The organism is Micromonospora sp. NPDC050495 (genome assembly GCF_040655175.1).
Taxonomy (GTDB): Bacteria; Actinomycetota; Actinomycetes; order Mycobacteriales; family Micromonosporaceae; genus Micromonospora.
This window is the reverse complement of record NZ_JBFAJK010000001.1, coordinates 446,637-467,666: the sequence shown is the minus strand read 5'-3', so window position 1 is coordinate 467,666 and position 21,030 is coordinate 446,637. Positions and strand designations below refer to the sequence as shown.

At 73.0% G+C, this 21,030-nt stretch carries 19 protein-coding genes, 1 tRNA gene and 1 pseudogene; 7 read left to right on the top strand and 14 right to left on the bottom strand.

Annotated features, from left to right (window positions below; translation table 11 throughout):
* Positions 1 to 21: 21 nt before the first annotated feature.
* Both AB0I11_RS02260 and AB0I11_RS02255 read right to left on the bottom strand, forming a co-directional pair.
* Positions 22 to 2,661: a S8 family serine peptidase gene (locus tag AB0I11_RS02260; RefSeq protein ID WP_357309251.1), complete on the bottom strand. Its 2,640-nt coding sequence runs from the start codon at positions 2,659 to 2,661 to the stop codon at positions 22 to 24.
* Between the two features lie 162 nt (positions 2,662 to 2,823).
* The gene (locus AB0I11_RS02255) at positions 2,824 to 3,789 is read right to left on the bottom strand and encodes a helix-turn-helix domain-containing protein (protein WP_357309248.1); all 966 of its coding nucleotides are present in this window, start codon (positions 3,787 to 3,789) and stop codon (positions 2,824 to 2,826) included.
* A 239-nt stretch (positions 3,790 to 4,028) separates the two neighbouring features.
* Here AB0I11_RS02255 and AB0I11_RS02250 point away from each other — a divergent pair.
* Positions 4,029 to 4,478, top strand: a pseudogene (locus tag AB0I11_RS02250) (SRPBCC family protein); the annotation flags it as partial.
* Positions 4,479 to 4,989: 511 nt separating this feature from the next.
* Positions 4,990 to 5,475: a carboxymuconolactone decarboxylase family protein gene (locus AB0I11_RS02245; RefSeq protein ID WP_357309245.1), complete on the top strand. Its 486-nt coding sequence runs from the start codon at positions 4,990 to 4,992 to the stop codon at positions 5,473 to 5,475.
* Positions 5,476 to 5,715: 240 nt separating this feature from the next.
* Here the strand turns inward: AB0I11_RS02245 and AB0I11_RS02240 are convergent, their stop codons facing one another.
* The 4 genes from AB0I11_RS02240 to AB0I11_RS02225 form a co-directional block, all read right to left on the bottom strand.
* Positions 5,716 to 6,078 (bottom strand): hypothetical protein, encoded by a 363-nt coding sequence (locus AB0I11_RS02240; protein ID WP_357309242.1) that lies wholly within the window; start codon positions 6,076 to 6,078, stop codon positions 5,716 to 5,718.
* Positions 6,079 to 6,253: 175 nt separating this feature from the next.
* Entirely contained in the window at positions 6,254 to 6,886 is a 633-nt protein-coding gene (locus AB0I11_RS02235; RefSeq protein WP_357309239.1) for an MBL fold metallo-hydrolase, read from the bottom strand.
* Positions 6,887 to 7,035: 149 nt separating this feature from the next.
* Positions 7,036 to 7,620 (bottom strand): dihydrofolate reductase family protein, encoded by a 585-nt coding sequence (locus tag AB0I11_RS02230; RefSeq protein WP_357309236.1) that lies wholly within the window; start codon positions 7,618 to 7,620, stop codon positions 7,036 to 7,038.
* Between the two features lie 45 nt (positions 7,621 to 7,665).
* The gene (locus AB0I11_RS02225) at positions 7,666 to 8,673 is read right to left on the bottom strand and encodes an RNA polymerase subunit sigma-70 (RefSeq protein ID WP_357309233.1); all 1,008 of its coding nucleotides are present in this window, start codon (positions 8,671 to 8,673) and stop codon (positions 7,666 to 7,668) included.
* Positions 8,674 to 8,777: 104 nt separating this feature from the next.
* Between AB0I11_RS02225 and AB0I11_RS02220 the strand changes: the two genes are divergently transcribed.
* From AB0I11_RS02220 to AB0I11_RS02210, 3 genes are all read left to right on the top strand, one after another.
* Positions 8,778 to 9,368 carry a GrpB family protein gene (locus AB0I11_RS02220; RefSeq protein ID WP_357309229.1) on the top strand — a complete coding sequence of 197 codons (591 nt, stop codon included), beginning with the start codon at positions 8,778 to 8,780 and terminating at the stop codon, positions 9,366 to 9,368.
* Between the two features lie 383 nt (positions 9,369 to 9,751).
* Positions 9,752 to 10,153, top strand: coding sequence for a nuclear transport factor 2 family protein (locus tag AB0I11_RS02215; RefSeq protein ID WP_357309226.1), 402 nt, complete (start codon positions 9,752 to 9,754; stop codon positions 10,151 to 10,153).
* Positions 10,146 to 10,559 (top strand): tyrosine-type recombinase/integrase, encoded by a 414-nt coding sequence (locus AB0I11_RS02210; RefSeq protein WP_357310250.1) that lies wholly within the window; start codon positions 10,146 to 10,148, stop codon positions 10,557 to 10,559. The genes AB0I11_RS02215 and AB0I11_RS02210 overlap by 8 nt, the downstream gene beginning before the upstream one ends.
* Positions 10,560 to 10,663: 104 nt before the next feature.
* Here AB0I11_RS02210 and AB0I11_RS02205 read toward each other — a convergent pair.
* A tRNA-Thr gene (locus tag AB0I11_RS02205) sits at positions 10,664 to 10,737 on the bottom strand.
* Between the two features lie 167 nt (positions 10,738 to 10,904).
* On the opposite strand from AB0I11_RS02205, the gene AB0I11_RS02200 reads away from it, so the two are divergent.
* Positions 10,905 to 12,608: a metallophosphoesterase gene (locus AB0I11_RS02200; RefSeq protein ID WP_357310239.1), complete on the top strand. Its 1,704-nt coding sequence runs from the start codon at positions 10,905 to 10,907 to the stop codon at positions 12,606 to 12,608.
* 107 nt (positions 12,609 to 12,715) lie between these two features.
* Here the strand turns inward: AB0I11_RS02200 and ricT are convergent, their stop codons facing one another.
* The 6 genes from ricT to tmk all read right to left on the bottom strand — a co-directional run bounded on the left by ricT (position 12,716) and on the right by tmk (position 18,763).
* Positions 12,716 to 13,555: a regulatory iron-sulfur-containing complex subunit RicT gene (ricT, locus tag AB0I11_RS02195; RefSeq protein WP_357309223.1), complete on the bottom strand. Its 840-nt coding sequence runs from the start codon at positions 13,553 to 13,555 to the stop codon at positions 12,716 to 12,718.
* Positions 13,556 to 13,845: 290 nt separating this feature from the next.
* Positions 13,846 to 14,514, bottom strand: coding sequence for a hypothetical protein (locus tag AB0I11_RS02190; RefSeq protein ID WP_357309220.1), 669 nt, complete (start codon positions 14,512 to 14,514; stop codon positions 13,846 to 13,848).
* The gene (locus tag AB0I11_RS02185) at positions 14,514 to 14,819 is read right to left on the bottom strand and encodes a type VII secretion target (protein ID WP_357309217.1); all 306 of its coding nucleotides are present in this window, start codon (positions 14,817 to 14,819) and stop codon (positions 14,514 to 14,516) included. Before AB0I11_RS02185 ends, AB0I11_RS02190 begins: the two co-directional genes overlap by 1 nt.
* Position 14,820: 1 nt before the next feature.
* Positions 14,821 to 15,150 carry a YbaB/EbfC family nucleoid-associated protein gene (locus AB0I11_RS02180; protein WP_046564890.1) on the bottom strand — a complete coding sequence of 110 codons (330 nt, stop codon included), beginning with the start codon at positions 15,148 to 15,150 and terminating at the stop codon, positions 14,821 to 14,823.
* A 173-nt stretch (positions 15,151 to 15,323) separates the two neighbouring features.
* Positions 15,324 to 16,538 carry a DNA polymerase III subunit delta' gene (locus AB0I11_RS02175; RefSeq protein ID WP_357310234.1) on the bottom strand — a complete coding sequence of 405 codons (1,215 nt, stop codon included), beginning with the start codon at positions 16,536 to 16,538 and terminating at the stop codon, positions 15,324 to 15,326.
* Positions 16,539 to 16,540: 2 nt separating this feature from the next.
* Positions 16,541 to 18,763 carry a dTMP kinase gene (gene tmk, locus AB0I11_RS02170; RefSeq protein WP_357309212.1) on the bottom strand — a complete coding sequence of 741 codons (2,223 nt, stop codon included), beginning with the start codon at positions 18,761 to 18,763 and terminating at the stop codon, positions 16,541 to 16,543.
* Positions 18,764 to 18,912: 149 nt separating this feature from the next.
* Between tmk and AB0I11_RS02165 the strand changes: the two genes are divergently transcribed.
* A complete protein-coding gene (locus AB0I11_RS02165; protein WP_357309209.1) occupies positions 18,913 to 20,121 on the top strand; it encodes an alanine racemase in 1,209 nt (402 codons plus the stop codon).
* A 226-nt stretch (positions 20,122 to 20,347) separates the two neighbouring features.
* Here the strand turns inward: AB0I11_RS02165 and AB0I11_RS02160 are convergent, their stop codons facing one another.
* Positions 20,348 to 20,923, bottom strand: coding sequence for a TetR family transcriptional regulator (locus tag AB0I11_RS02160; RefSeq protein WP_046565851.1), 576 nt, complete (start codon positions 20,921 to 20,923; stop codon positions 20,348 to 20,350).
* Positions 20,924 to 21,030 lie beyond the last annotated feature (107 nt).

Genomic DNA, 21,030 nt, shown 5'->3' with positions numbered 1-21,030 from the left:
CACGGGGTGTTCAGCGCCTCGTCACTGGGTGACGGAGGCCGTCAGCTGGAAGGGGTTCGCCAGCAGCGGGCTGGTGCGGCGCGCCTCGACGACGAACTCCCAGACGCCCGGCTTCGGCTTGGCGTAGCTGCGGGTGAACGGGTCGCAGCCGTTGCCGTCCTGGTAGTTGGCGTAGCAGTAGATGGTGCCGGCGCTGGACTTCTCCGCCTCGAGACCGTCCGGGCCGAACGCCCACCAGCGGGTCTGGCTGCCCTCGGCCAGGCCGGCGAGGTTCACGGTCAGGTCGGTGGCGCCGGCCGGGACCGCGACGCTGTAGATGAGCGTGTCGTTCCGGTCGACGGTGCCGGTCACGGACCAGGTGGCACCCGGGGTCAGCGGCGCGGCGGCCTCGACGGCCAGCAGGGCGGACTGCTCGACGGCCTGCGTGGCGGGGTTGTCGACGGCCAGCACCGCGCTGTGGATGCCCTGGCTGCCCGGGGCGGCGGTCACCTTGACCACCGTCGGGACGCCCTTCACCAGGCTGATCTTGCCGGGCGCGGTGAAGGTGCCGTCGTTGCCCCGCAGGTCGAGGACGTAGTCGAGCGCGCCGTCCCGGCCGCTGGTGCGGGTCAGGGTGAGGTCGTAGGTGCGGGACTCGCCCACGGCCTGGCCGCCCTCGCCCGGCGCGCAGCTGTTGTAGAGGCCGCTGCCGGTGTGCGGCGTGGCGAGCTTGGCGGAGAGGCTGGTGCAGACCGGCGCGGAGACGGTCACCTCGTCGGTGCCGGCGACGCCCTTGGTCAGGTACTGCCAGGCGTGCCCGACGTTGAACTCGCCGCGGCCCTGGGCGATGGCCGGCTCGTCCTTGTTGTAGTCGGCGGTCGAGAGGATGGCCCGGCGCAGCTCGACCGGGGTGGCGCTGACGCCGTTCTGGCGGGCCGCGGAGAGCAGCAGCGCGGCGGCGCCGGTGGCCTGCGGGGAGGCCATCGAGGTGCCCTGCAGCATCGAGTACCCGGCCGGCAGGGTGTAGCCGGCGTCGGGAACCACGCTGTTGGCGATCCAGCTCGGGGTGGGGGCGATCGCCGCGCCGGGCGCGGTGATGTCCGGCTTGAAGCCGCCGTCCTCACGCGGGCCGCGCGAGGAGAACGGGAAGACCGCCCGCGCCTGCGTCACGAAGGAGCCGTAGTTGGCCCACCAGGTCTGCTTGGAGACCGAGGCGCCGACGCTGACCACGGTGTCGGCGGAGGACGGGTCGCCCACGCTGTTGGTGCCGGCACCGGAGTTGCCGGCCGAGGAGAAGATCTGCACGCCGGTGGTGGCGATCAACCGGTCGTACAGCAGCGCCATGGCGCTCTGCCCGTCGTTGAGGGCCGGGCTGGAGCCGATGGAGAGGTTGATGACGTCCACGTGGTGGTTGGTGGCCAGGTCCACCATGCCGTCGGTGAGGGCGGCGCTGGAGCAGCCGTTGTGCGTGCAGGCCCGCATGGAGACCAGCTTGGCGCCGGGCGCCTGGCCGTTCATCTTCCCGCCGAGGATCCCGTTCGCGGCGGTGATGCCGGCCACGTGGGTGCCGTGGGCCTCATCGAGGGTGTTGATGTTGACACCGAGGAGCCCCTTGCTGAGCCGCCGCCCCTCGACGGTGAACGGCTGGCGCTCGTTGACCTCGGTCGCCGGGTTGTCGGTGCCGATGTAGCCGATCTGGTGGTTCTCCCGGTAGGGCCGGTAGAGCTCGTCGGCGGTGAAGACGTAGTCCTGGTTGAGGTCCATCCAGATCGCGCTGTCGGACTCGCGGAAGGCGACGCCCAGGTAGCCGGTGAGGGTGGGGTCGGCGTAGCCGGCGATGGCGAGGTTCTTGACCGAGAGGTACATGTCGTCGCCGCCACCGTCGGGCATCGTCCAGGTGATGCCCTGCCGGTCGGCCGTCGGGCCGGTGACCTTGTTGCCGCCGCTGAGCAGTATCCAGGTGCGGTCGAAGAGCAGGTCGATGAAGTTGGTCGGGTTGCTGCCCACGACCGTGTCGACGAGCTTGCGCTCGCCGGTCGTCGTGGTGGCCAGCGCCGGGTGGGTCGGGTCGACGCCGGTGTCCATGATGCCGATGGTCACGCCGCGGCCGTCGTAGGCGGGGTGCTCGGTCTTGAACGCCACCGAGCCGGTCTCCCGGGTCGGCATGTACGGGTTGTCGTCCGGGGTCGCCGCCGACGGCGCGGGCGGCAGGTTGCCGGGCTGGCCGACGCCACCGGCGCCGGCCGTGGTCTCGTCCAGCTTGAGCAGCTCGTCGGCGTCCACCCGGAGCACGGAGTCGAGGGCGATGGCCTGGTCCACCAGGGCGAACGGCACGTTCGCCTTGACGTAGCCGATCTCCGGGTCGGTCCGGGTGACCTCGGCGCCGAGCTCGGTGAGCTGCCGGGCCGTCTCGTCGGTGCGGCCCGACTTCACCGCGAGCATCAGGGTGACGAAGTCGGGGGCCGGCTGGTCGGCGCCGGCCGGCACGGCACGGGTCCGGGACTGCGCGGCGTACTTGGCGATGAGGGCCCGGTCGTGGCTGCCGAGCTTGTCGGCGACGCTGCCCGGCGTGGTGGCCGGCTCGGCGTGGGCGGGAAGGGAGGAGAGGGTGAGTCCGCCGACAACAAGTGTCGTGGCCAGTGCGGCGGCAGCTCGGCGGGTGCGCTTGGCAGGGGAGGTCACTCGACATCCTTCAGGGCTGGGATGGGTTGACGGGCACACACTGCCACCGGCGGCACCCGGCTCATCAGCCCTCTGAGCTGGCAGTTCAACGCCATGGCGTAAATCCGTCAGCCGCTCGGCGCGGCTGCGCCGGCCGCCTCCCACCCGCTGGGACGCGGTTGGCTAGATCCACCCGCGGCGGGCGGCCTGCCAGCCCAACTGGATCCGGCTCTGCACCCCGGCGACCGTGAGCAGCCGCTGCACCCGGCGCTGCACCGTCCGCATGCTCACCCCCAGCTGCGAGCCGATCGCCTGGTCCGTGTAGCCGGCCAGGAGCAGCGCCAGCAACCGGCGGTCGTCGGCGGCCAGCGACCCGTCCGCGGCCTCGGAGAGCGCGACGGGCACCGGCAGCGCGGACTCCCAGATCCGGTCCACGATCCAGGCGAGGCAGTCCACCAGCGGGCGGGCGTGGATCACGAAGAGCACCGGTTCCTCGGCGGCCGGGTCGGGCGGCACGAGCGCCGCCTGCCGCCGGTCGAAGACCATCAGCTTGAACGGGACGGCGGCCACCCGCATCTCCTCGCCGAGCGCCGCCCACTCCTCCAGCAGCAGCGGGATCTCCAGACTGTCCGGGTCCAGCAGGTCCCGGTCGTACACCACCCGGTACTGGATGCCGGCCCGCAGCGCCTCCCGCTGGGCGACGTTCTCGGCGGCCGGTACGGCGACGGCCGGTCGCCTGGTGAGCGCGGAGATGTCCCGGGTGCTCTCCCGCTGCAACATCGCGTACCGCTCGGCGATGGCCCGGGCGCCCCGGACCACCTCGACCGCCTCGGCGCCGCGCCACGCCTCCCGGGCGTGGAACCGCTCGGCCAGCTCCGTGATCACCGTCTGCGCCTTACGGAGCTCGTCCATCCTGCGCAGCGCCAGCAGCTTGAGGGTGGGATCGGGCGGCGCCGCCCGGATCGCGTCGGCGGGACCGGACGGCAGGTCCACCAGGCCCTTGGCGGCCAGCCCCGCCAGCGCCCGCCCGACCGCGGGGCCGGGGAGCCCGGTCCGCCCGGACAACTCCTCCGCGTCGCCCGCCGGCCGGGCGGCGAGCGCCAGGTAGACCTGCTCCTCATCGGGCTCGACGCCGACGGCCTCCAGCATCCCGACTCCTCCGCTCAGCGGCCCGACCCACTCTGTGAGCTGCGATTATGCAGCAGCTCTCGGGTGTGCCGGAAAACCTGGTCCGCAGACCGGGACGGGCGGGGGCCGGCCCGCCGGGACCGATCCGGCGGCGCCGGCCCCCCGCACGGTGGGCACGGACCGGCGCGGGCGCCCGAGGTTGAGGGCGGCTTCCCGGGGTACGGATTTCTCAGCGGACGACTGAACGACGAGGAGGGTCCATGACCACGAAGGTCGAGAAGTCCATCGACGTGAATGTTCCGGTGAGCACCGCGTACAACCAGTGGACGCAGTTCGAGGAGTTCCCCCGGTTCATGGGCGGCGTGCGGGAGGTGCGCCAGCTCGACGACCGGCGGATGCACTGGGTCGCCGAGATCGGCGGGGTGAAGCGCGAGTGGGACGCCACGGTCCTGGAGCAGGTGCCGGACCGGAAGGTGGCCTGGGCGGCCACCAGCGGCGCCACCAACGCCGGCGCCGTCTACTTCCAGCCGATCGACACCGACCGCACCCAGGTCCGCCTCTGCCTGGAGTACGAGCCGGAAGGGCTGGTCGAGAAGGCCGGCGACAAGCTGCACGTCGTCGAGAAGCGGACCGAGGCCGACCTGGAGAAGTTCAAGGCGTACATCGAGGGCCGGGGCGCCGCGACAGGCGCCTGGCGCGGCACCATCGACGACGGCCGCACCCTCGGCACGCCCGGCGTCGCGCACGCCGCCGGCTCGGTCGGTGACGACGGCAAGGCCGGCCTGTCCGGCACGGCGGTGGCCGCGGGCGCAGTCGCCGCGGGCGCGGCGGCCGGCGCGGCCGCGCTGGCCAAGCACCGCCGGGACGGCGACGGTGACACCGGGCCGGCGGAGCCGACGACCGGGTACGTGGTGACCGACCTGCCGGCGCAGCGGGCGGGCACCTTCCCGCCCGACCCGGCCGACCCGCACTTGGACCGCTGACCTTTCACCTCCCTGCCGGAGCGAGCCCGGTGGGCCGGCCCCGAGCCGTGCCCGCCGGGCTCGCTTCGTCGCAGCCCTCCGGGCCGGCGCGGGCTCGCTTCGTCGCAGCCGTCCGGCCCCCGTGCGGGCCTCCGCAGCCGGTAGTGGTCCGGGTCACGACGTACCGCTGTCACAGGAATCGGGCCGCCGGGGTCTCGTGCTCGTCCGGTGCACGCAGAGCACGAGGAGGAACGACGTCATGGACGCCCGGTTCAACATGTTCGACAACGAGATCGCCGTCAAGTTCTTCAAGCGGTTCGCCAACGCCAGCCTGGTGATCCACCAGTCACCGCTGCCGAAGTCCACCCAGGAGCTGGTGTCGCTGCGGGCCAGCCAGATCAACGGCTGCGGCTGGTGCATCGACATGCACACCAAGGAGGCCGCCGCCGAGGGCGAGAGCGCGGTCCGGCTCAACCTGGTCGCCGCCTGGCGCGAGTCGACCGTGTTCACCGAGGCCGAGCAGGCCGCGCTGGCGCTCGCCGAGGAGGGCACCCGGCTCGCCGACGCCCACCAGGGGGTGTCCGACGAGACCTGGGCGCAGGTGCGCAAGCACTACGACGACGACCAGATCGCCGCGCTCGTCTCCCTGGTCGCCCTGATCAACGCGGCCAACCGGCTCGCCGTGATCGTGCACCAGCGGGGCGGCTCCTACGAGCCCGGCATGTTCGCCGCCGCGCTGAGCTGAGCGCCGGCGCAGTCCGGCCCGGCCCGGGATCGTAAGGTCCCGGCCGGGCCGGTCGCTGGCGGTCACTGGCGGGAATGTGCGGCACGACGAAAGCCACCGCCGCCGGGCCTGTTGGCGTGGCTGTGCCCGCCGTCGATCCTCGACGCGGGCCTCGCGTTGGTCTTCGCCTCGTGCCTGTCGCCGCACCTCTACCCTGACCCGGTCCGCGGCGGCACAGGGGCGCGCGGGAACAGCAGCGGGCTAGGCCTCGGTCACGTCGACGCCCATCAACTCGCAGAGCTTGCGGACCCGCTCGACCCGCTCCGGGTGCAGCTTGTCGCGCAGGATCCGGCCCGGCAGGTTGATGCAGTTCTGACCGGTGTAGGCATGGCAGACGGGGCAGGACACGTATTCCGGGAGGCACGACGACAACGGCATACCCTGGGACAAGGCGGCAATGGCCATCTTGCGGACCGCCCGGTACAGCTCCTCGTCACGATGGACGGCGGCCGCATCCGTTATGTACTGCAGACCGGACCAGAACCAGAGCGCAGCCTGCTCGCCGCTCAGCGCTGTCACCTGCCGAATGAGCTGGCTCTCGGAGGACTCGTCCGGGTGGCCCATGCGCCGAGTCTCCCCGCCGTCCGGGTGAGCAAACCTCGGGCCAGGTCGGCCCGGACCACGGTCCTGGGTACGGATCCCGCCTACCGCCTCCGGAAGGACGCGCGGTTCGAGGCGGGATCATCGCCGGCCACGGCGACGTTTTCGCAGGTCAGGAAGCGGTCGCTGAGACATGCTCCTAGCCGATTGTCACCGACTCCCCGACCGGGATGCGCGCGTACTCGGTGCCGCCCTTGAGGTCCAACCAACCGTCGAAGTACTCCTGGCCGAGCTCGTTGAGCGTGGCGTCGTGGATCGGGAACGCCCGCTTCGGCCGCACCGCCCGCACGAAGTCCAACGCCTCGCCGAGCTTGAGCCAGGGTGCGGCAGCCGGCACGAGCAGCGTCGCCACCGGCGACGGCGGGACGAACAGCGAGTCGCCCGGGTGGTAGACCGTACCGTCGACGACGAAACCGACGTTGGCGCAGCCGGGCAGACCGTCGTAGATCTCGGCGTGTGCCCCGCCCACGACGTCGACGGCGAACCCGGCCGCCGTGAACCGCTGCCCCGCATCGACGGCGACCGCCGCGCCGCCCAGCTCGGGGGCCGACTCGATCGCCGCCGACGGCAGGTACACCCGGAACGCGGAGTTGCGCCGGCTCGCCGCCACGAGCTTGGCGATGTCGAGGTGGTCGGGGTGCTCGTGCGTCACCAGCACCTCGTCGACCCCGTCGAGCGCTTCGGCCTCCGAGAACGTCCCCGGGTCGATCACCAGCACCCGGTCGTCCGCCTCCAGGCGCACGCAGGCGTGGCCATATTTGATCAAGCGCATGCGCCCACTATGGCAGGGACGGTCGCGGCCGGTGGAATCCACCGCTCGCTCGTACGGTGGCCCGGCTCCACCGATCGGTGGAGCCGGGCCACGGTCAGCGGCAGATCCGGGTGTGCGGTCTGTGCGGTCGGGTGCGCCCCGAAGGGTGATCAGTCGGCACGGTCGGTCGGGGTCGGCGCCCCGGTGGCGGGCCGGTACCGCACGTTCACGATCGCGGTGGGTAGCCGTTCGCCGACGTGCCGGAGGGTGATCGGTTCGCCGCCGGGGTTGTCGAAGAGCCTGATGCCGTCACCGAGCAGGACGGGTGCGACATGCAGGTCGATCTCATCGAGCAGACCGAGGGCGAGCAGTTGGCGGCCGATGGTCGCCGAGTGCACCTCGAGGTTCCTGCCACCGGCCGCCTTCAGCCCGATCCGTACCGCCTCGGCCGGGTCACAGTTCAGGAACGTCACGCCCTCGGCCGGCGTGGCGTCCTCCGGGTGGTGGGTGAGGACGAAGATCGGTCCGACCCAGGCGCCGCCGTAGGGGCGGGCGCTCGGATCGGCGTCCCATCCGGCGCGGCCACGGAGCACGGCGCCGGTGGTGCCGACGTACTCCTCGATGAGGCCGGGGCGGGACAGGGTGCCGGTCATCCAGCCCATCGCATGGTCCGGTCCGGCGACGAACCCGTCCAGGGACATGGTGAAGTGCCAGAGCACCTTTCCGGCCGCCGTCTGCGGCGCGGTGTCGATCATTGTTGGGTTGACCATGGGGGTTGAGACGGGTGCCGGCGGAAAAGGTCATCGGTCCAGCGAGGGCGGCAGCAGGAAGGCCGGAAAGAGCGCCGGCTCGTGGAACGCGGTGAGCTCGGCGATCCGGCCGTCCTCGATCCGCAGCACCCCGATGGCGAACGGCAGATAGGGCTGGCCGGCCACCGCCCGGACGTAGCCCGCCACACCGAGCTGACCGTTGACCGGGACGTCGAGCATTCGCATGGCCCCGACGTACTCGGCCGAGCCGGGGTCCCAGCTTCGCGCCAGCGCGTCGAGCAGCGACTCCCGGTCCGAGAACCACTCGGGATACGGCGGCATCGTCGCCCGGACATCCGCGGCCAGGAGTTCGGCGAGCTGGACTAGATCGCCGCGCTCGACCGCCGACATGTACCGGCGCACCAACCGGCGGTCGTCGTCGCTGGGTGGTGCGGTCGGCGCCCATTCCGTGCGGCCCGGCGGCAGGTGGTCGCGCAGGGTGGCGCGGGCGCGTTGCAGCGCACTGTTGACCGAGGCGACGGTTCCGTCGAGGGCTTCGGCGGTCTGCCGGGCAGGCCAGCCCAGCACGTCGTGCAGGATCACCGCGGCGCGCTGCCGGGCCGGCAGCTGCTGGATGGCGGCCAGGAAGGCCAGCTCCATGGTCTCCCTCGCGACGGCTGCTGCCTCCGGCTCTTCGGACCGCGCGGCGACCGGCTCCCGGAGATGATCGGGGAACGGCTGCAGCCACGAGGCCGCTCCGGCTCCCGAGGGCGAACCGGCCTGGTACGGCAGCAGGCGAGGCGCCCGGCTGCGGAGGACGTCGAGGCACACGTTCGTCGCGATGCGGTAGAGCCAGGCGCGTGCCGAGGAACGCCCCTGAAAGCCGGCGCGGCCGCGCCACGCCCGGAGGAACACCTCCTGGACCAGGTCCTCGGCCTCCTGGAACGAGCCCAGCATGCGGTAGCAGTGCACCCGCAGCTCGGCCCGGTGCCGCTCCACCAGAGCAGCGAATTCCCCGTCGTCCATCCGGCGACCGTACTCAACGGCAGCGGCAGGCACGGTCCGTGGCAGTTCGCCGCCGCCTCGGTCGGGCCGCCGGACGGAATCCCCACGAGGGTCGAACGGGGCGGCGAATCACGGGCGGCCACACTAACGTGCCGCCAATGCGCATTCCACCTCTGCCTCAGGCATCGCTGGATCTCACCGGCGACAAGGCTGCGAAGCGAGCAGTCGGCAACCGTCCGGCGAACGTCACCGCACCCATCACGATCGACGCCTACAACCCCGAGTGGCCTGCCATGTTCGCCAAGGAGGAGGCCGTTGTCCGGGCTGCACTCGGCGCCAAGGCTCTTGCCGTCGAGCACGTCGGGTCGACCGCCGTGCCCGGGCTGGCGGCCAAGAATCGACTCGACATCGACCTCATCGTTGCGGACCCGGCAGACGAAGCCGCCTACGTGCCGCCGCTGGAGGCCGCCGGCTACGTCCTCCGCACCCGCGACCTTGACTGGTACGAGCACCGCTGCCTCTGGAACCACGGCCACAGCGTGAATCTGCACGTTTTCGGCCCCGACTGCGATGAGTACCTGCGGCACCTGATCCTCCGGGACTGGCTTCGCACCCACCCCGAAGATCGCGATCGCTACGCGGCCGAGAAGCACCGAGTCGCCCGGGACCACCCGATGGACATGGCGCTCTACGTCCAGGGCAAGTCGGCGATCATCATCGACATCCTCAAGTGGTGCGGGCTGCGCTGAACAGCGCCCTCCTCCGTCAACCTCAGCGCGCTCATTGTGGGGGCACTGTGAGATGTACACGGGGAAGCCGAACGGCTCCAGGCCCTGCTCAAGGAGCACGCCGACCGGGTCGCACCCGCCGCCGCTCGGTAGCCCTGCACTGCACTGCGCAGCACACGCATGTCGTCGAGGCTGTCCCCGTGGGGTTGCTCTGACCGGCCAACTGCGGCGCACCGTAACAGGCGGTTACGACATGAAGGTCCTGGGCCGGCGATGAGAAGAAGATCTCGGACGGGTGGTCACGCTAGCCTGCCCCTGGTCACGCAGTCTGTTGCTGTCTGGCCGTGTCGGCGTCTGCCGGCAGTCTCGGCTGTACAGATGGCTGTACGGGGAGGAGTTCGCTGATGACGCTCTCGGCGGAAGACAAGTTGGCGGTCCACGAGCTGATAGCTCTGCACGGGCATCTCATGGACGCCGGCGAACTCGACAGGATGGACGAGCTGTTCGCTGTCGACGTGGTGTACGACGTGACAGCCTTCGGAGCCGGCGAGCTGCACGGCTATGAGGCAATCAAACAAGCAGCTCTCGCCCTCGGGGACAGGAATCCTGTGGGCCACCATGTCACGAACGTCTACGTAACCGAGGACGCGGACGGCACCGTCCGGGCTGTGTCGAAGGGGATTGGCATCAATTCCAACGGCTCGGCCGGCAGTGTGGTTTACGAGGACATCGTCCGTCGAGAGGCCGCAGGGTGGCGGATCGCATATCGGAAGGTGAAACCTCGACGGGCACCGCTGCATCCATGACTTCACCCTGTCGTCTGCGAGGGCGGATCTCCTCGTCGGCGCGATCAGGTTCGTTCGGTGGCAAGGGGCGGTCCGGCCTGACGTATGCAGGATCGACGAGCTGGCCGCGCAAGTCGCCGGAAAGCCGCGGGACGCCTCGGTGTTCATTGCCCCAAACGGCGGGCCGCTGCGCAACACCAACTTCCGCTGCCGGGTGTTGGCGGCGGCGGTCGGGGCGGGCCGGGCCGGGCTGACTCCGCACGACCTACGACACACGGCGGCAAGCCCGGCCGTGGCGTCGAGGGCCAATGTCAAGGCGGTGCAGCGGATGCTCTGGCACGCCTCAGCGTCGATGAGCTGGACGTGTACGCGGGCCTGTTCGGTGACGACCTGGACGCGGACGCCAACCGGCTGGACGAGGCGGTAGCGGCACCGCGACAAGGACTGTTCAAGGACTGGCACGGCCGGCAGCGAGGTTGTCGACCTTGGGAAACGGCGAAGCCCAGGCCGATGACCTGGGCTTCTGTACCGAGCCGCCTGACGGAATCGAACCGTCGACCTACGCATTACGAGTGCGTCGCTCTAGCCGACTGAGCTAAGGCGGCAACGATCGTCAAGTGTACGGCACACCGCGCCGGCCGCCGAACGGGATCCCCCGCCCGCCCGATCCGGACATCGAGGAAGGTTCGGTACGTTCGCCGGAGAGCGGTTCCGATCGGCCCCGACTACCCTGCGGCGGGTGAGCGACGATCACGTACCGGCGGGGCGGCCGATTCCCGAGGCGCATGCCGGGGAGCGGGCCGGCCGGCGGCCGCGCAGTCTCGACCCGTTGGAGTTGGGGTTCACCCCGCGCAAGCCGGTGCCCTGGCTGGCGCCGCTGCTGCTGATCAGCACCGGCCTGCGGACGCTGCTGGCGATGCTGTTCGGGGCGTACCTGGACAAGCGGGAGCTGCAGAACGCCTTCGACGACGCCACCTCGCGGCAGGTCGGGCCGGACGGCGGGCTCTGGTTGGACTACGTGGCCGACCTGGGCGACGGCTTCGACGCCACCTACTCGGTGGCGTACCTGCTGGCGCAGCCGGAGCTGACCGTCGACGGCCACCGGCTGCCGCGGGCGCAGACCCTGGTGATGGGGGGCGACCAGGTCTACCCGTCGGCCGCCTACGCGGCGTACGAGGACCGGTGCAAGGGGCCGTACCAGGCGGCGATGCCGCTGTCGCCGCCCGAGCGGCCGACGTTGTTCGCGGTGCCCGGCAACCACGACTGGTACGACGGCCTGACCGCCTTCCTGCGCCTGTTCGTCCGGTCCCGGGACCGGCACTTCGCGGGCTGGGGCACCGGGCAGTCCCGGTCGTACTTCGCGGTGGAGCTGCCCGCCGGCTGGTGGCTGCTCGGCCTCGACGACCAGTCCGGCTCGTACCTGGACGACCCGCAGCTCACCTACTTCGACGAGGTGGCCCGGAAGCTGACCCCGCGCGACAAGATCATTCTGGCGGTACCGGCGCCCACCTGGGTCAAGGCCGCGGATCATCCGACGGCGTACGACTCGATCGACTATTTCATCCGTACGATCATCGCTCCCACCGGCGCCCAGGTGCGGTTGCTGCTCTCCGGCGACCTGCACCACTACGCCCGGTACACCGGGCCGGAGCGGCAGCTGATCACCTGTGGGGGCGGCGGCGCCTACCTCTACCCGACGCATCAGCTGCCGGAGCGGCTGGAGGTGCCGCCGCGCGACACGCTGTCCCGCCGGGCCAGCCGCACCCGGGAGTACGCCCTGGCGGCGCGCTACCCGGACAAGGCCCGCTCGCGCCGCTACGGCTGGGGGATCTTCGCCCGGCTGCCGTTCCGGAACCCCGGTTTCACCACCCTGCTGGGCACCCTGCACACGCTGCTGATGCTGGCCATGGCCGGCGTAGCGGCGGACCACGCGGGCACCACGGAGCAGCGGCTGTTCAGCGTCCCGCTGGTGATCATGCTGCTGATGACCCTGCTCGGGGCGGCATTCTTCGCCAAGCCGCCCAGCGCCGGCGGCAAGCGGCACGCCCGGCACTGGATCCTCGGCGTGGGCCACGGGCTGGCCCACGTGGCGCTGGCCGCCGCCGGCACCTGGCTCTGGCTGCGTCTGCCCTTCTACGACTGGCCGTGGCCGCTGCCGGCGGTCGCCGCGGCGGTGCTGTACGGGCCGGTGATCGGCCTGGTCGCCAGCCAGTTGGTGGCGCTGTATCTGCTGGTGGCCGGCGCGTTCGGGGTGAACGTCAACGAGCTCTTCGCCGGGCAGGGCATCGAGGACTCGAAGGCGTTCCTGCGCCTGCGGTTCGACCCGGACGGCACGCTGACCATCTACCCGATCGCGGTCGACAAGGTCGCCCACGCGTGGCAGCTCAACCCCGACCAGTCCCCCGAAGCCTCCTGGCTGACCCCCCGCCAGCCCCTGCACCCCCGCCTCGCCGAACCCCCCGTCGTCCTGCGCTGAAGCCCTCCGCCGCGTTGATCAAGGAGCTTGCGTCAGGAGCCGCGCGATGTCCGACGCGAACTCCTTGATCACCGGGACATGGGGCCCGGGCGCGGCGGGGTGGGTGGTTAGGGGGTGTAGTGCTGGTCGTGGGCCTGGCGGGAGCCGCAGACGTCGGCGCGGGAGCACATGGAGCGCGAGCCGTCGGCGTCCAGGCGCACCGTCACCGCGTCTCTCGGGACGCTGTGGCCGACCACCCGGCCCTCCCCCTCCGGCGTGGTGACGCGGGTGCCGATCGCCGGGGCGGACTCGGCAAATTTGGCGTACAGCGGATGCTCGTACTTCAGGCAGCACATCAGTCGACCGCACGCGCCGGAGATGCGCAGCGGGTTGAGCGGCAGGTCCTGGTCCTTCGCCATCCGGATGGTCACCGGCTCGAAGTCGTTGAGGAAGGTGGCGCAGCACAGGTCCCGACCGCAGGAGCCGATCCCGCCCTGCACCCGGGCCGAGTCACGGGCGGAGAGCTGCCGCAGCTCGACCCGGCAGTGCAGGGTCGCGCCCAGATCGCGGACCAGGGAGCGGAAGTCCACCCGGTGCGGCGCGGTGAAGTAGATGGTGGTGCGGTCGCTGCCGGTCTCCGGCGTACCGAAGACGTGGTCGACCGCGACCACCTTCATCGGCAGCCCGTGCTCGCGGATCAGCCGTTTGGCCGCGACCTTGGCGTCCGCCTTGCGCCGGCGCAACTGCTCGTCGCGGCGCAGGTCGTCCGCCTCGGCCAGCCCGGCCAGCTTCGGGAAGCCGGCGGTGTCCTCGCTGACCCACTGGGCGGCCCAGACGCACTCGGCCACCTCGGGACCCTCGTCCGTCGGCACCAGCACCTTGTCGCCCACCTGCGGGCGCAGCTCACCGGGATCCAGGTAGTAGAGGCGCCCGTACCGGTTGAAGCTGACCGCGCAGAGCATGCCCATGCCCACCACCCTACGACCTCGGCCGGGTCCCGGCCGGGTCGGCGGTCGCCAACCGGTCACCCGGCGCAGCGATTCACGAATGTCGACTCGACCGAACCGGTTCCGACCCGTCGGGCCGTTGCTCCTCGCCCGGACGGCTGAAACATGAACGAGCCGGAGGACAAACGGCCGCGGACCGCGTTGAGTGAAGCCAGACCTGCGGGGGGTGCAGGGGAAGGCCACGGCGTCGCCGCCGCGGTCCGGCCACGGCCGGCCCGGCGTGCGACGCCGTGGACCGTGTCCGGCCCGGTTCAGTGGCCGATCCGCGTGGTGCCGCCGTGCCGGTACGGGCCGGTGGCCTGCTCCCGCCAGGTCGTCTCCGCCAGGCTCGGGGCCCACTGGCGCAGCAGCGTCTCCGCCCCGTCGTAGGCCACGCCCAGCACGCCCAGCACCCGGACGGCGATCTCCGCCGCCGCGTGCGCCCCGAGGCGGCCGGCGTCCGCGCCCGCGCGGGTGGCGGCGTGCACGGTGACCGCCTCCGCCGAGCGCAGCACGTCGGCGAGCGCCCGGGCCAGGGTCAGCCGGCTGCCCTCGACCCAGTCGGCGAGGGCGTCGGCGTAGCCCGCGGTGGACTCCAGCCGCCCGACCAGGCTCTCCGGCCCCTCGTCGAGGTGGCGCAGCAGCGCGGCGCGGGCCTCGTCGTACGCCCCGGCGGCCGGCCCGGACCAGGCGACCGGGTCGGCGAGCATGGCGCAGGTGTCGTCGTACCCCCGGACGAGCCGGCGCACGGCGTGGCCGGCGCCGGTCAGCGGCGCCGGGTGCAGGTCGAGGAACTCGCGCACGGCCGCGCCGGGCAGCACCTGCATGCGGCGCAGCAGCGGCCAGAGCCGGTGCCCCTCGGGCGCCCCGGCGGCGAGCAGCGTGTCGACCCGGCCGAGCAGGTCGAGGCCGGGCTCGGCGAGGCGGTCCAGGGCGTCCATCAGGCCTCCCGCCGGAACCGGTGCCGGGCAGACTCGTCGGTCGCCGCGTACCGGTCGGCGGCGCTGCGCAGCGCGGCCGCGGCGGCGGCCAGCCGGGCCGCGGCGGCGGCCGCCTCGCGGGCCCGGTCGCCGGTGGCGGTGGTCCACTGCCGGTGCAGCGCCCGGCCGATCTCACCGGGCCGGCCGGCGGCGTGCGCGCCGAAGGCCGGGTGGGCCGGGTCGGTGGCGGTCACCGTGCGGGACAGGGTGGCGAGGCTGGCACCCGCCTCGTCGAGCCGGGCGGCCAGCACGCGAAGGGTCTCCATGTCAGGCTCCCGCCAGCGGCCGGTACGCCGCGAACGTCTCGTTGTGCAGCTTCTCCCGCGCCCACTGGGCGGCGTCGGCCGCCGCGGTGACCGCGGCCTGCACCGAACCGGCGACGTCCCGGGGGTGGCGCTGGTGCAGCGGGCCGAGGAAACGCACGTCGGTGATCCGCCCGCCGGCGGTCACCACCACCTCGACCAGCCCGTCCGGCGACCGGACGGTGACCTCGACCGTCGCCACGGCCCGGTCGAACTCGGCCTGCAGGGTCTCGATGCGCCGGTAGCGGCGCACCGCCTCCTCGATCCAGGCCTCGTCGATCTCCCCCCGCGGCATCGGCGGCTCCTCCCGGCTGCTGGACGGCGCCGCCGGCCTGCCGGCGGCGATGCCCCTCACTGAGCGTGCCGCCACCGTCACCGCGGCACACCGGACCGTACCGCACCGCAATTGCGCGTGTCGATGCCCTGTGGACGGCGCGGGAACCGCGCCGAGCCCGGCCTCCGGGCGGCTCAGCCCCGCCAGAGGGCGAGCATCATCGCCTCCACGGCGATCCGCGGCTTGACGTTCGCCTCGATGGCCGCCCGGCACTCCAGCACGGCCTCCAGCCGGCGCAGCGACCCGTCGGCGGCCCACTTCTCGGCCCCGGCACCGGCCACCGCGGCGGTGTCCGTGTGCACGGGCGCGACCGGGGCCCGCAGCGCCATGGTCAGCGCGTCCCGGTAGAAGCCGGCCAGGTCGACCAGGGCCCGGTCGAGCGCGTCGCGCTGGGCCCGGGTGGCCCGCGACTTCTGCCGCTTCTCCAGGTCCTTGAGCTGGCCGGCGGCGCCCCGCATGGCGCCGGCCGCGCCCCGGCCGGTGCCACCGGCCCCGAGCGCCGTCTGCAGCGCGGACTTCTCGGCCTCGTCGAGTTCGGCGACCGACGCGACGGCCTCCGCCTCGGCCGCCTCGATCAGCGCGGACGCCGCGTCGAACGCCGCGCCCACCCCGGTCAGCCGGCGCGGCACGGCGAGCACCGCCTCCCGGCGCTGCCGGGCCTCCGGGTCGCGGGCCAGCCGCCGGGCCCGCCCCACGTGTCCCTGCGCGGCCGCCGCGGCCCACCGGGCCAGGTCGGACGCGATGCCGTCGCGGCGCACCAGCACCTCGGCCACCGCGTCGGCCGAGGGCTGCCGCAGCGGTACGACCCGGCAGCGCGACCGGATGGTCACCGAGACGTCGTCCGGGTGCACGGACGGGGCGCAGAGCAGGAAGACCGTCCGCGGTGGCGGCTCCTCGATCGCCTTGAGCAGCGCGTTGCCGGCCGCCTCGGTGAGCCGGTCGGCGTCCTCGATGATGACGACCTGCCAGCGCCCGCCGGACGGGGTGCTGGCCGCGCGGAGCACCAGCGCCCGCATCTCGCCGACCCCGATGGAGAGCCCTTCGGGCACCACCAGCCGCACGTCGGCGTGGGTGCCGGTCAGCGTGGTGTGGCAGCCGGGGCACTGGCCGCAGCCGGTGCCGTGCACGCACTGCAACGCGGCGGCGAACGCCCGGGCGGCCACCGAACGGCCGGAGCCGGGCGGCCCGGTGAAGATCCAGGCGTGGGTCATCCCGCCACCGGGGTCACCGCCGGCCGTCGGGTCCGCCGGTTCCGCGCCGGCGCGCAGCACGGCGGCGGCCGCGGCGGCGGCCCGCCGCAAGGTCGCCACGGCCTCGTCCTGACCGACCAGGTCGGCGAAGACGTCCACCGTCAAGGGGAGCGCTCCATCGTCACCAGCTCCGCGTCGGATAACTCGGGCTGGACCGTGGTGTCCGGGCCGTGGGCCGGGCGGGGATGCACGATGCCGGCCGGGTCGACCAGGAACTCGTCCACCCGCCGGGCCACCGCCTCGGCGATCTCGCCGACCGGGCGGGCGGCGTCGAGCACCAGGTACCGCTTGGGGTCGGCGGCGGCCAGGTCGAGGAAGGCGTAGCGGACCCGCTCGTGGAACGCCAGCGACTCGGCCTCCAGCCGGTCGGCGTCCCGGTTGCGGGACTCGACCCGGGACAGCCCGGTGCGCGGCTCGACGTCCAGGAGCACCACCAGATCGGGCTTGAGCCCGCCGGTGGCCCACGAGGAGAGCCAGGAGACCTCCTCCACCGGCAGCGTACGGCCGGCGCCCTGGTAGGCCAGGGACGAGTCGACGTACCGGTCGCTGACCACGACGGCGCCCCGCACCAGCGCGGGCCGGACCACGGTGGCCACGTGGTGCGCCCGGTCGGCGGCGTAGAGCAGCGCCTCGGCGCGCGGGGACGGGGCCTGGTCGCCGGACTTCTCCAGCACCAGCGAGCGGATCCGCTCGCCGACCCCGGTGGCGCCCGGCTCGCGGGTGACCACGACGTCCCGGCCCTGCTCGCGCAGCCGCTCGGCGAGCGCCGCGAGCTGGGTGGACTTGCCGGCGCCCTCGCCGCCCTCGAAGACCACGAAGAGGCCGGTGGAGACGAAGGGCTCGGCGGGCATCAGCGGGCGGCCCCGGATCGACCCCCAGAGGTCGGCCAGGACCGGCACGCCCTTCTTGTCGTCCATCTGACCGAACGCGCTGATCCCGGCGAAGATGCCGGCGGCGCCCGCGACGAGCAGCAGCAGGCGGGTCGAGGAGATGGAGATGCCCAGGTCGGCGATGGTGAGCTGGCGGGAGCCGCCGACCCCGACCAGGAGGCTGCTCAGCGCGATGGCCAGGATCAGCACCAGCCGGGTGCCGATCTGCACCACCGCGAAGACCCGGCCGCGCACCTCGTCGGCGACCTCGCCGCCGAGCAGCGTGGTGCCGGCCAGGAACGCCATGCCGGCGCCCGCGCCGACCAGGATCGCGCCGATGATGGCCATGGACAGGTGGATGGCGAAGGCGAGCACCAGCACCGAGGCGCTGGCCAGCACGATGCTCATGCCGAACCAGCGCCGCCGGGACATGTCCCGCACGATCATCGGCCCGAGCCCGATGCCGAGCGCCAGGCCGACGAAGATCGCGCCGAAGAGCAGCGAGAACGCGGCGTCACCGGCGCCGAGCGAGTTGGCGAAGAACTTGCCCGTGCCGACCACGATGCCGCCGCCGGCGAACGCGCCGAAGATGCCCAGCACCAGGCCGCGGACCAGCGGCGTCTGGCCGATGTATTTCCAGCCCTCGGAGAACTGGCGGAACATGCTCTGCTCGGTACGCTCCGCCTCGCCGCGCTGGGCCTCGCTGATCTCCTTGATCCCGAACGCCACCACGAGCGCGGTGGCCAGCCGGGAGAGGGCGTTGAACCAGAGCGCGAGCTGCGCCGGCTGGGCCCAGTCGGGCAGGTCGCCGCCGACCGCGCCGGGCAGGCCGCGGGTCAGCACGGCCAGGGCGATGGCCGCGGCCACCGGGGTCAGGCCGTACGTGGTGATCAGGGTGAGCTGGTTCGCCACTTCCAGCCGGGTGCGCGGGATGAGGTTGGGGACCGCGGCCTCCTTGGCCGGGATCCACAGCAACGTGAGCGACTCGATCAGGAAGGTGGCGATCAGCGCCCAACCGACCACCAGGCCGCCCGCCGCGCCGGTGAGCGCGTAGAGCGGGATCGAGGCGAACAGCACGAAGCGCAGCAGGTCGCAGACGACCATGGTCCACCGGCGGTCGAACCGGTCGGCGAAGACGCCCGCCACCGGGCCGAGCACCAGCGCCGGGAGCAGCCGGATGGCGGTCACACCGCCGAACGCGGCGCCCTGGGCGGTGCTGCCGGACACCTGCGAGGCGGCGAAGAGCGCGGTGGCGAGCAGGCCGAGCCAGTCGCCGAAGGAGGCCGCGCTGAGCACGATCCAGAGCCGGCGGAACGGCCGGATGCGCAGCACCGAGCGGATGGCGGCGGCACCGGACCGGTCGGTCTGGGCGCCGGGCGACGACACGCCGGACGACTCGCCGTTGTTCTGGCTTTCGATGGCCGTACCTCCACGTGCCGGCCCAGAGTTGGGCATCCCCGGTGGAACACTCTAGTCGCGCCCGGGATGCGCCCCCGGAGCGACATTCGCCTGCTCGCCGAGCCTAGGCCGCCGGGACCGTCGCCCGCAGCCCAGACAGACGCGAGGGTATTTCGCATTGTCCCTCAGACAGTTAGCGTGCAGACGTGGTCAGCGACAGCGACAAACTGCGCGATCGTCTCGAACGGGCGACCGCACACCTCGATCCGCCCTTCGCCGTGGTCGATCTCGCCGCCTTCGACGCCAACGCGGCGGCCCTGGTCGACCGGGCCGCCGGCAAGCCGGTCCGGGCCGCCAGCAAGTCGGTACGGGTCCGGGACCTGCTCACCCGGGCGCTGGACCGGCCCGGCTGGCACGGCGTGATGGCGTTCACCCTGCCCGAGGCGAACTGGCTGGTCCGCACCGGTGTCAGCACCGACGTGCTGGTCGCGTACCCGACAGCGGACCGCGGCGCGCTCGCCGCGCTGGCCGCCGAGCCGGCGCTCGCCGACGCGGTCACCCTGATGGTCGACGACCCCGCCCAACTCGACCTGATCGACCAGGTCTGCCCGCCGGGCCGCCGGCCCCCACTGCGGCTCTGCGTCGACCTGGACGCCTCCTGGCGACCGCTGCGCGGACGGGTGCACGTCGGCGTGCGCCGCTCCCCGGTGCACAGCGCCCGGGCGGCCGGCGCGTTCGCCGCCGCCGTCGCCGCCCGGCCCGGCTTCCGGCTGGTCGGGCTGATGTCCTACGAGGCCCAGATCGCCGGGCTCGGCGACGCCCCGCCCGGGCAGGCGATGCTGGGCACCGCGATCCGGGTCGCCCAGCGGGGGTCGTACCGGGAACTGCTGGCCCGGCGCGCGGCGGCGGTCGCCGCGGTACGCGAACACGCCGACCTGGAGTTCGTCAACGGCGGCGGCACCGGCAGCGTGGCCGCCACCAGCGCCGATCCCGCGGTCACCGAGGTCACCGCCGGTTCCGGCCTGTACGGGCCGACGCTCTTCGACGCGTACCGGGCCTGGCGGCCGACCCCGGCGGCGTACTTCGCCTGCGCGGTGGTCCGGCGGCCCGGGCCGGGGCTGGCCACCGTGCTCGGCGGCGGCTGGATCGCCTCCGGCCCGGCCGCCGACAGCCGGCTGCCCCGCCCCTGCCTGCCGGCGGGGCTGAAGCTGCTCGGCGCCGAGGGGGCGGGCGAGGTGCAGACCCCGCTCGCCGGCCGGGCCGCCGACACGCTCCGGGTCGGCGACCGGGTCTGGTTCCGCCACGCCAAGGCCGGTGAGCTGTGCGAACACGTCAACGAGGTGCACCTCGTCGAGGGTGACGCGGTGGTGGCCACCGTGCCGACCTACCGCGGCGAGGGACACGCCTTCCTCTAGGGGCTCCGCCACCGCCGACCGGCCCGCACCGCCGCCGGCGGCCCGCACCGTTTGTCCGGGCCGCACCGCCGTCGGCCGGGCGGGCCGCGCGGGTGCCGGCCGGCCCCCCGCACATGGCGACGGCGGGCCCCGGCGCACCTCGGGAACCCGCCGCTCGTCGTTCTGCCCGGTCGCACCCGGGCGTCGCACCGGTCATCGCCGCCGGCCGCGGCCGGCGGTCCGCCGCTCAGCTCTGCTGGGCGACCTCGGTCCGGGCGTCGACCTGCCGGTGCAGGTACTCCCGGATCAGCGCCTTCGCCTCGACCAGCACCCGCTCGTCCCCCTCGGGCCGGCGGCGGAACGCCAGCTTGATCAGGGCGTCGGCCGCCTCGACCGCGACCTCGAGGTGGAACCGCAGGTCGGGTACGCCGGCCAGCCCGAAGCGCTCGGTGAGCACGCGGGCCAGTTGGTCCGCGATCACCCCGTTGTTGTCCCGCTGCTCGTCGAGCAGGTGCAGGTCGACCACGTCGCCGAAGTGCAGGGTACGGAAGCCCGGGACCGTGCGGTGCATCGAGATGTACTCGTCGATCGCCGCGTCGACGCCGTCCCACCAGTGGGTCAGGTCGTCGGCGGAGAACCGCTCGTCGAGCCGCTGGAGGTAGGACTCCATCGTGCGCAGGGTCAGCGCCTGCACGATTGCCCGCTTGTCCGGAAAGAACTGGTAGACCGACCCGATCGCCACCTCGGCACGCTCGGCGAGCAGGGTCGTGGTCAGCCCCTCATACCCCACCTCGTCGACGAGCTCGGCACAGGCATCCAGCATTCGCTGGACCCGCGCGACACTTCGACCCTGCACCGGTACCCGGCGCAGCGGCCCGGTCGTGGCGGCTGGTGTGGACACTCGGCGCCACCCCCCTTCGACGGATGAAC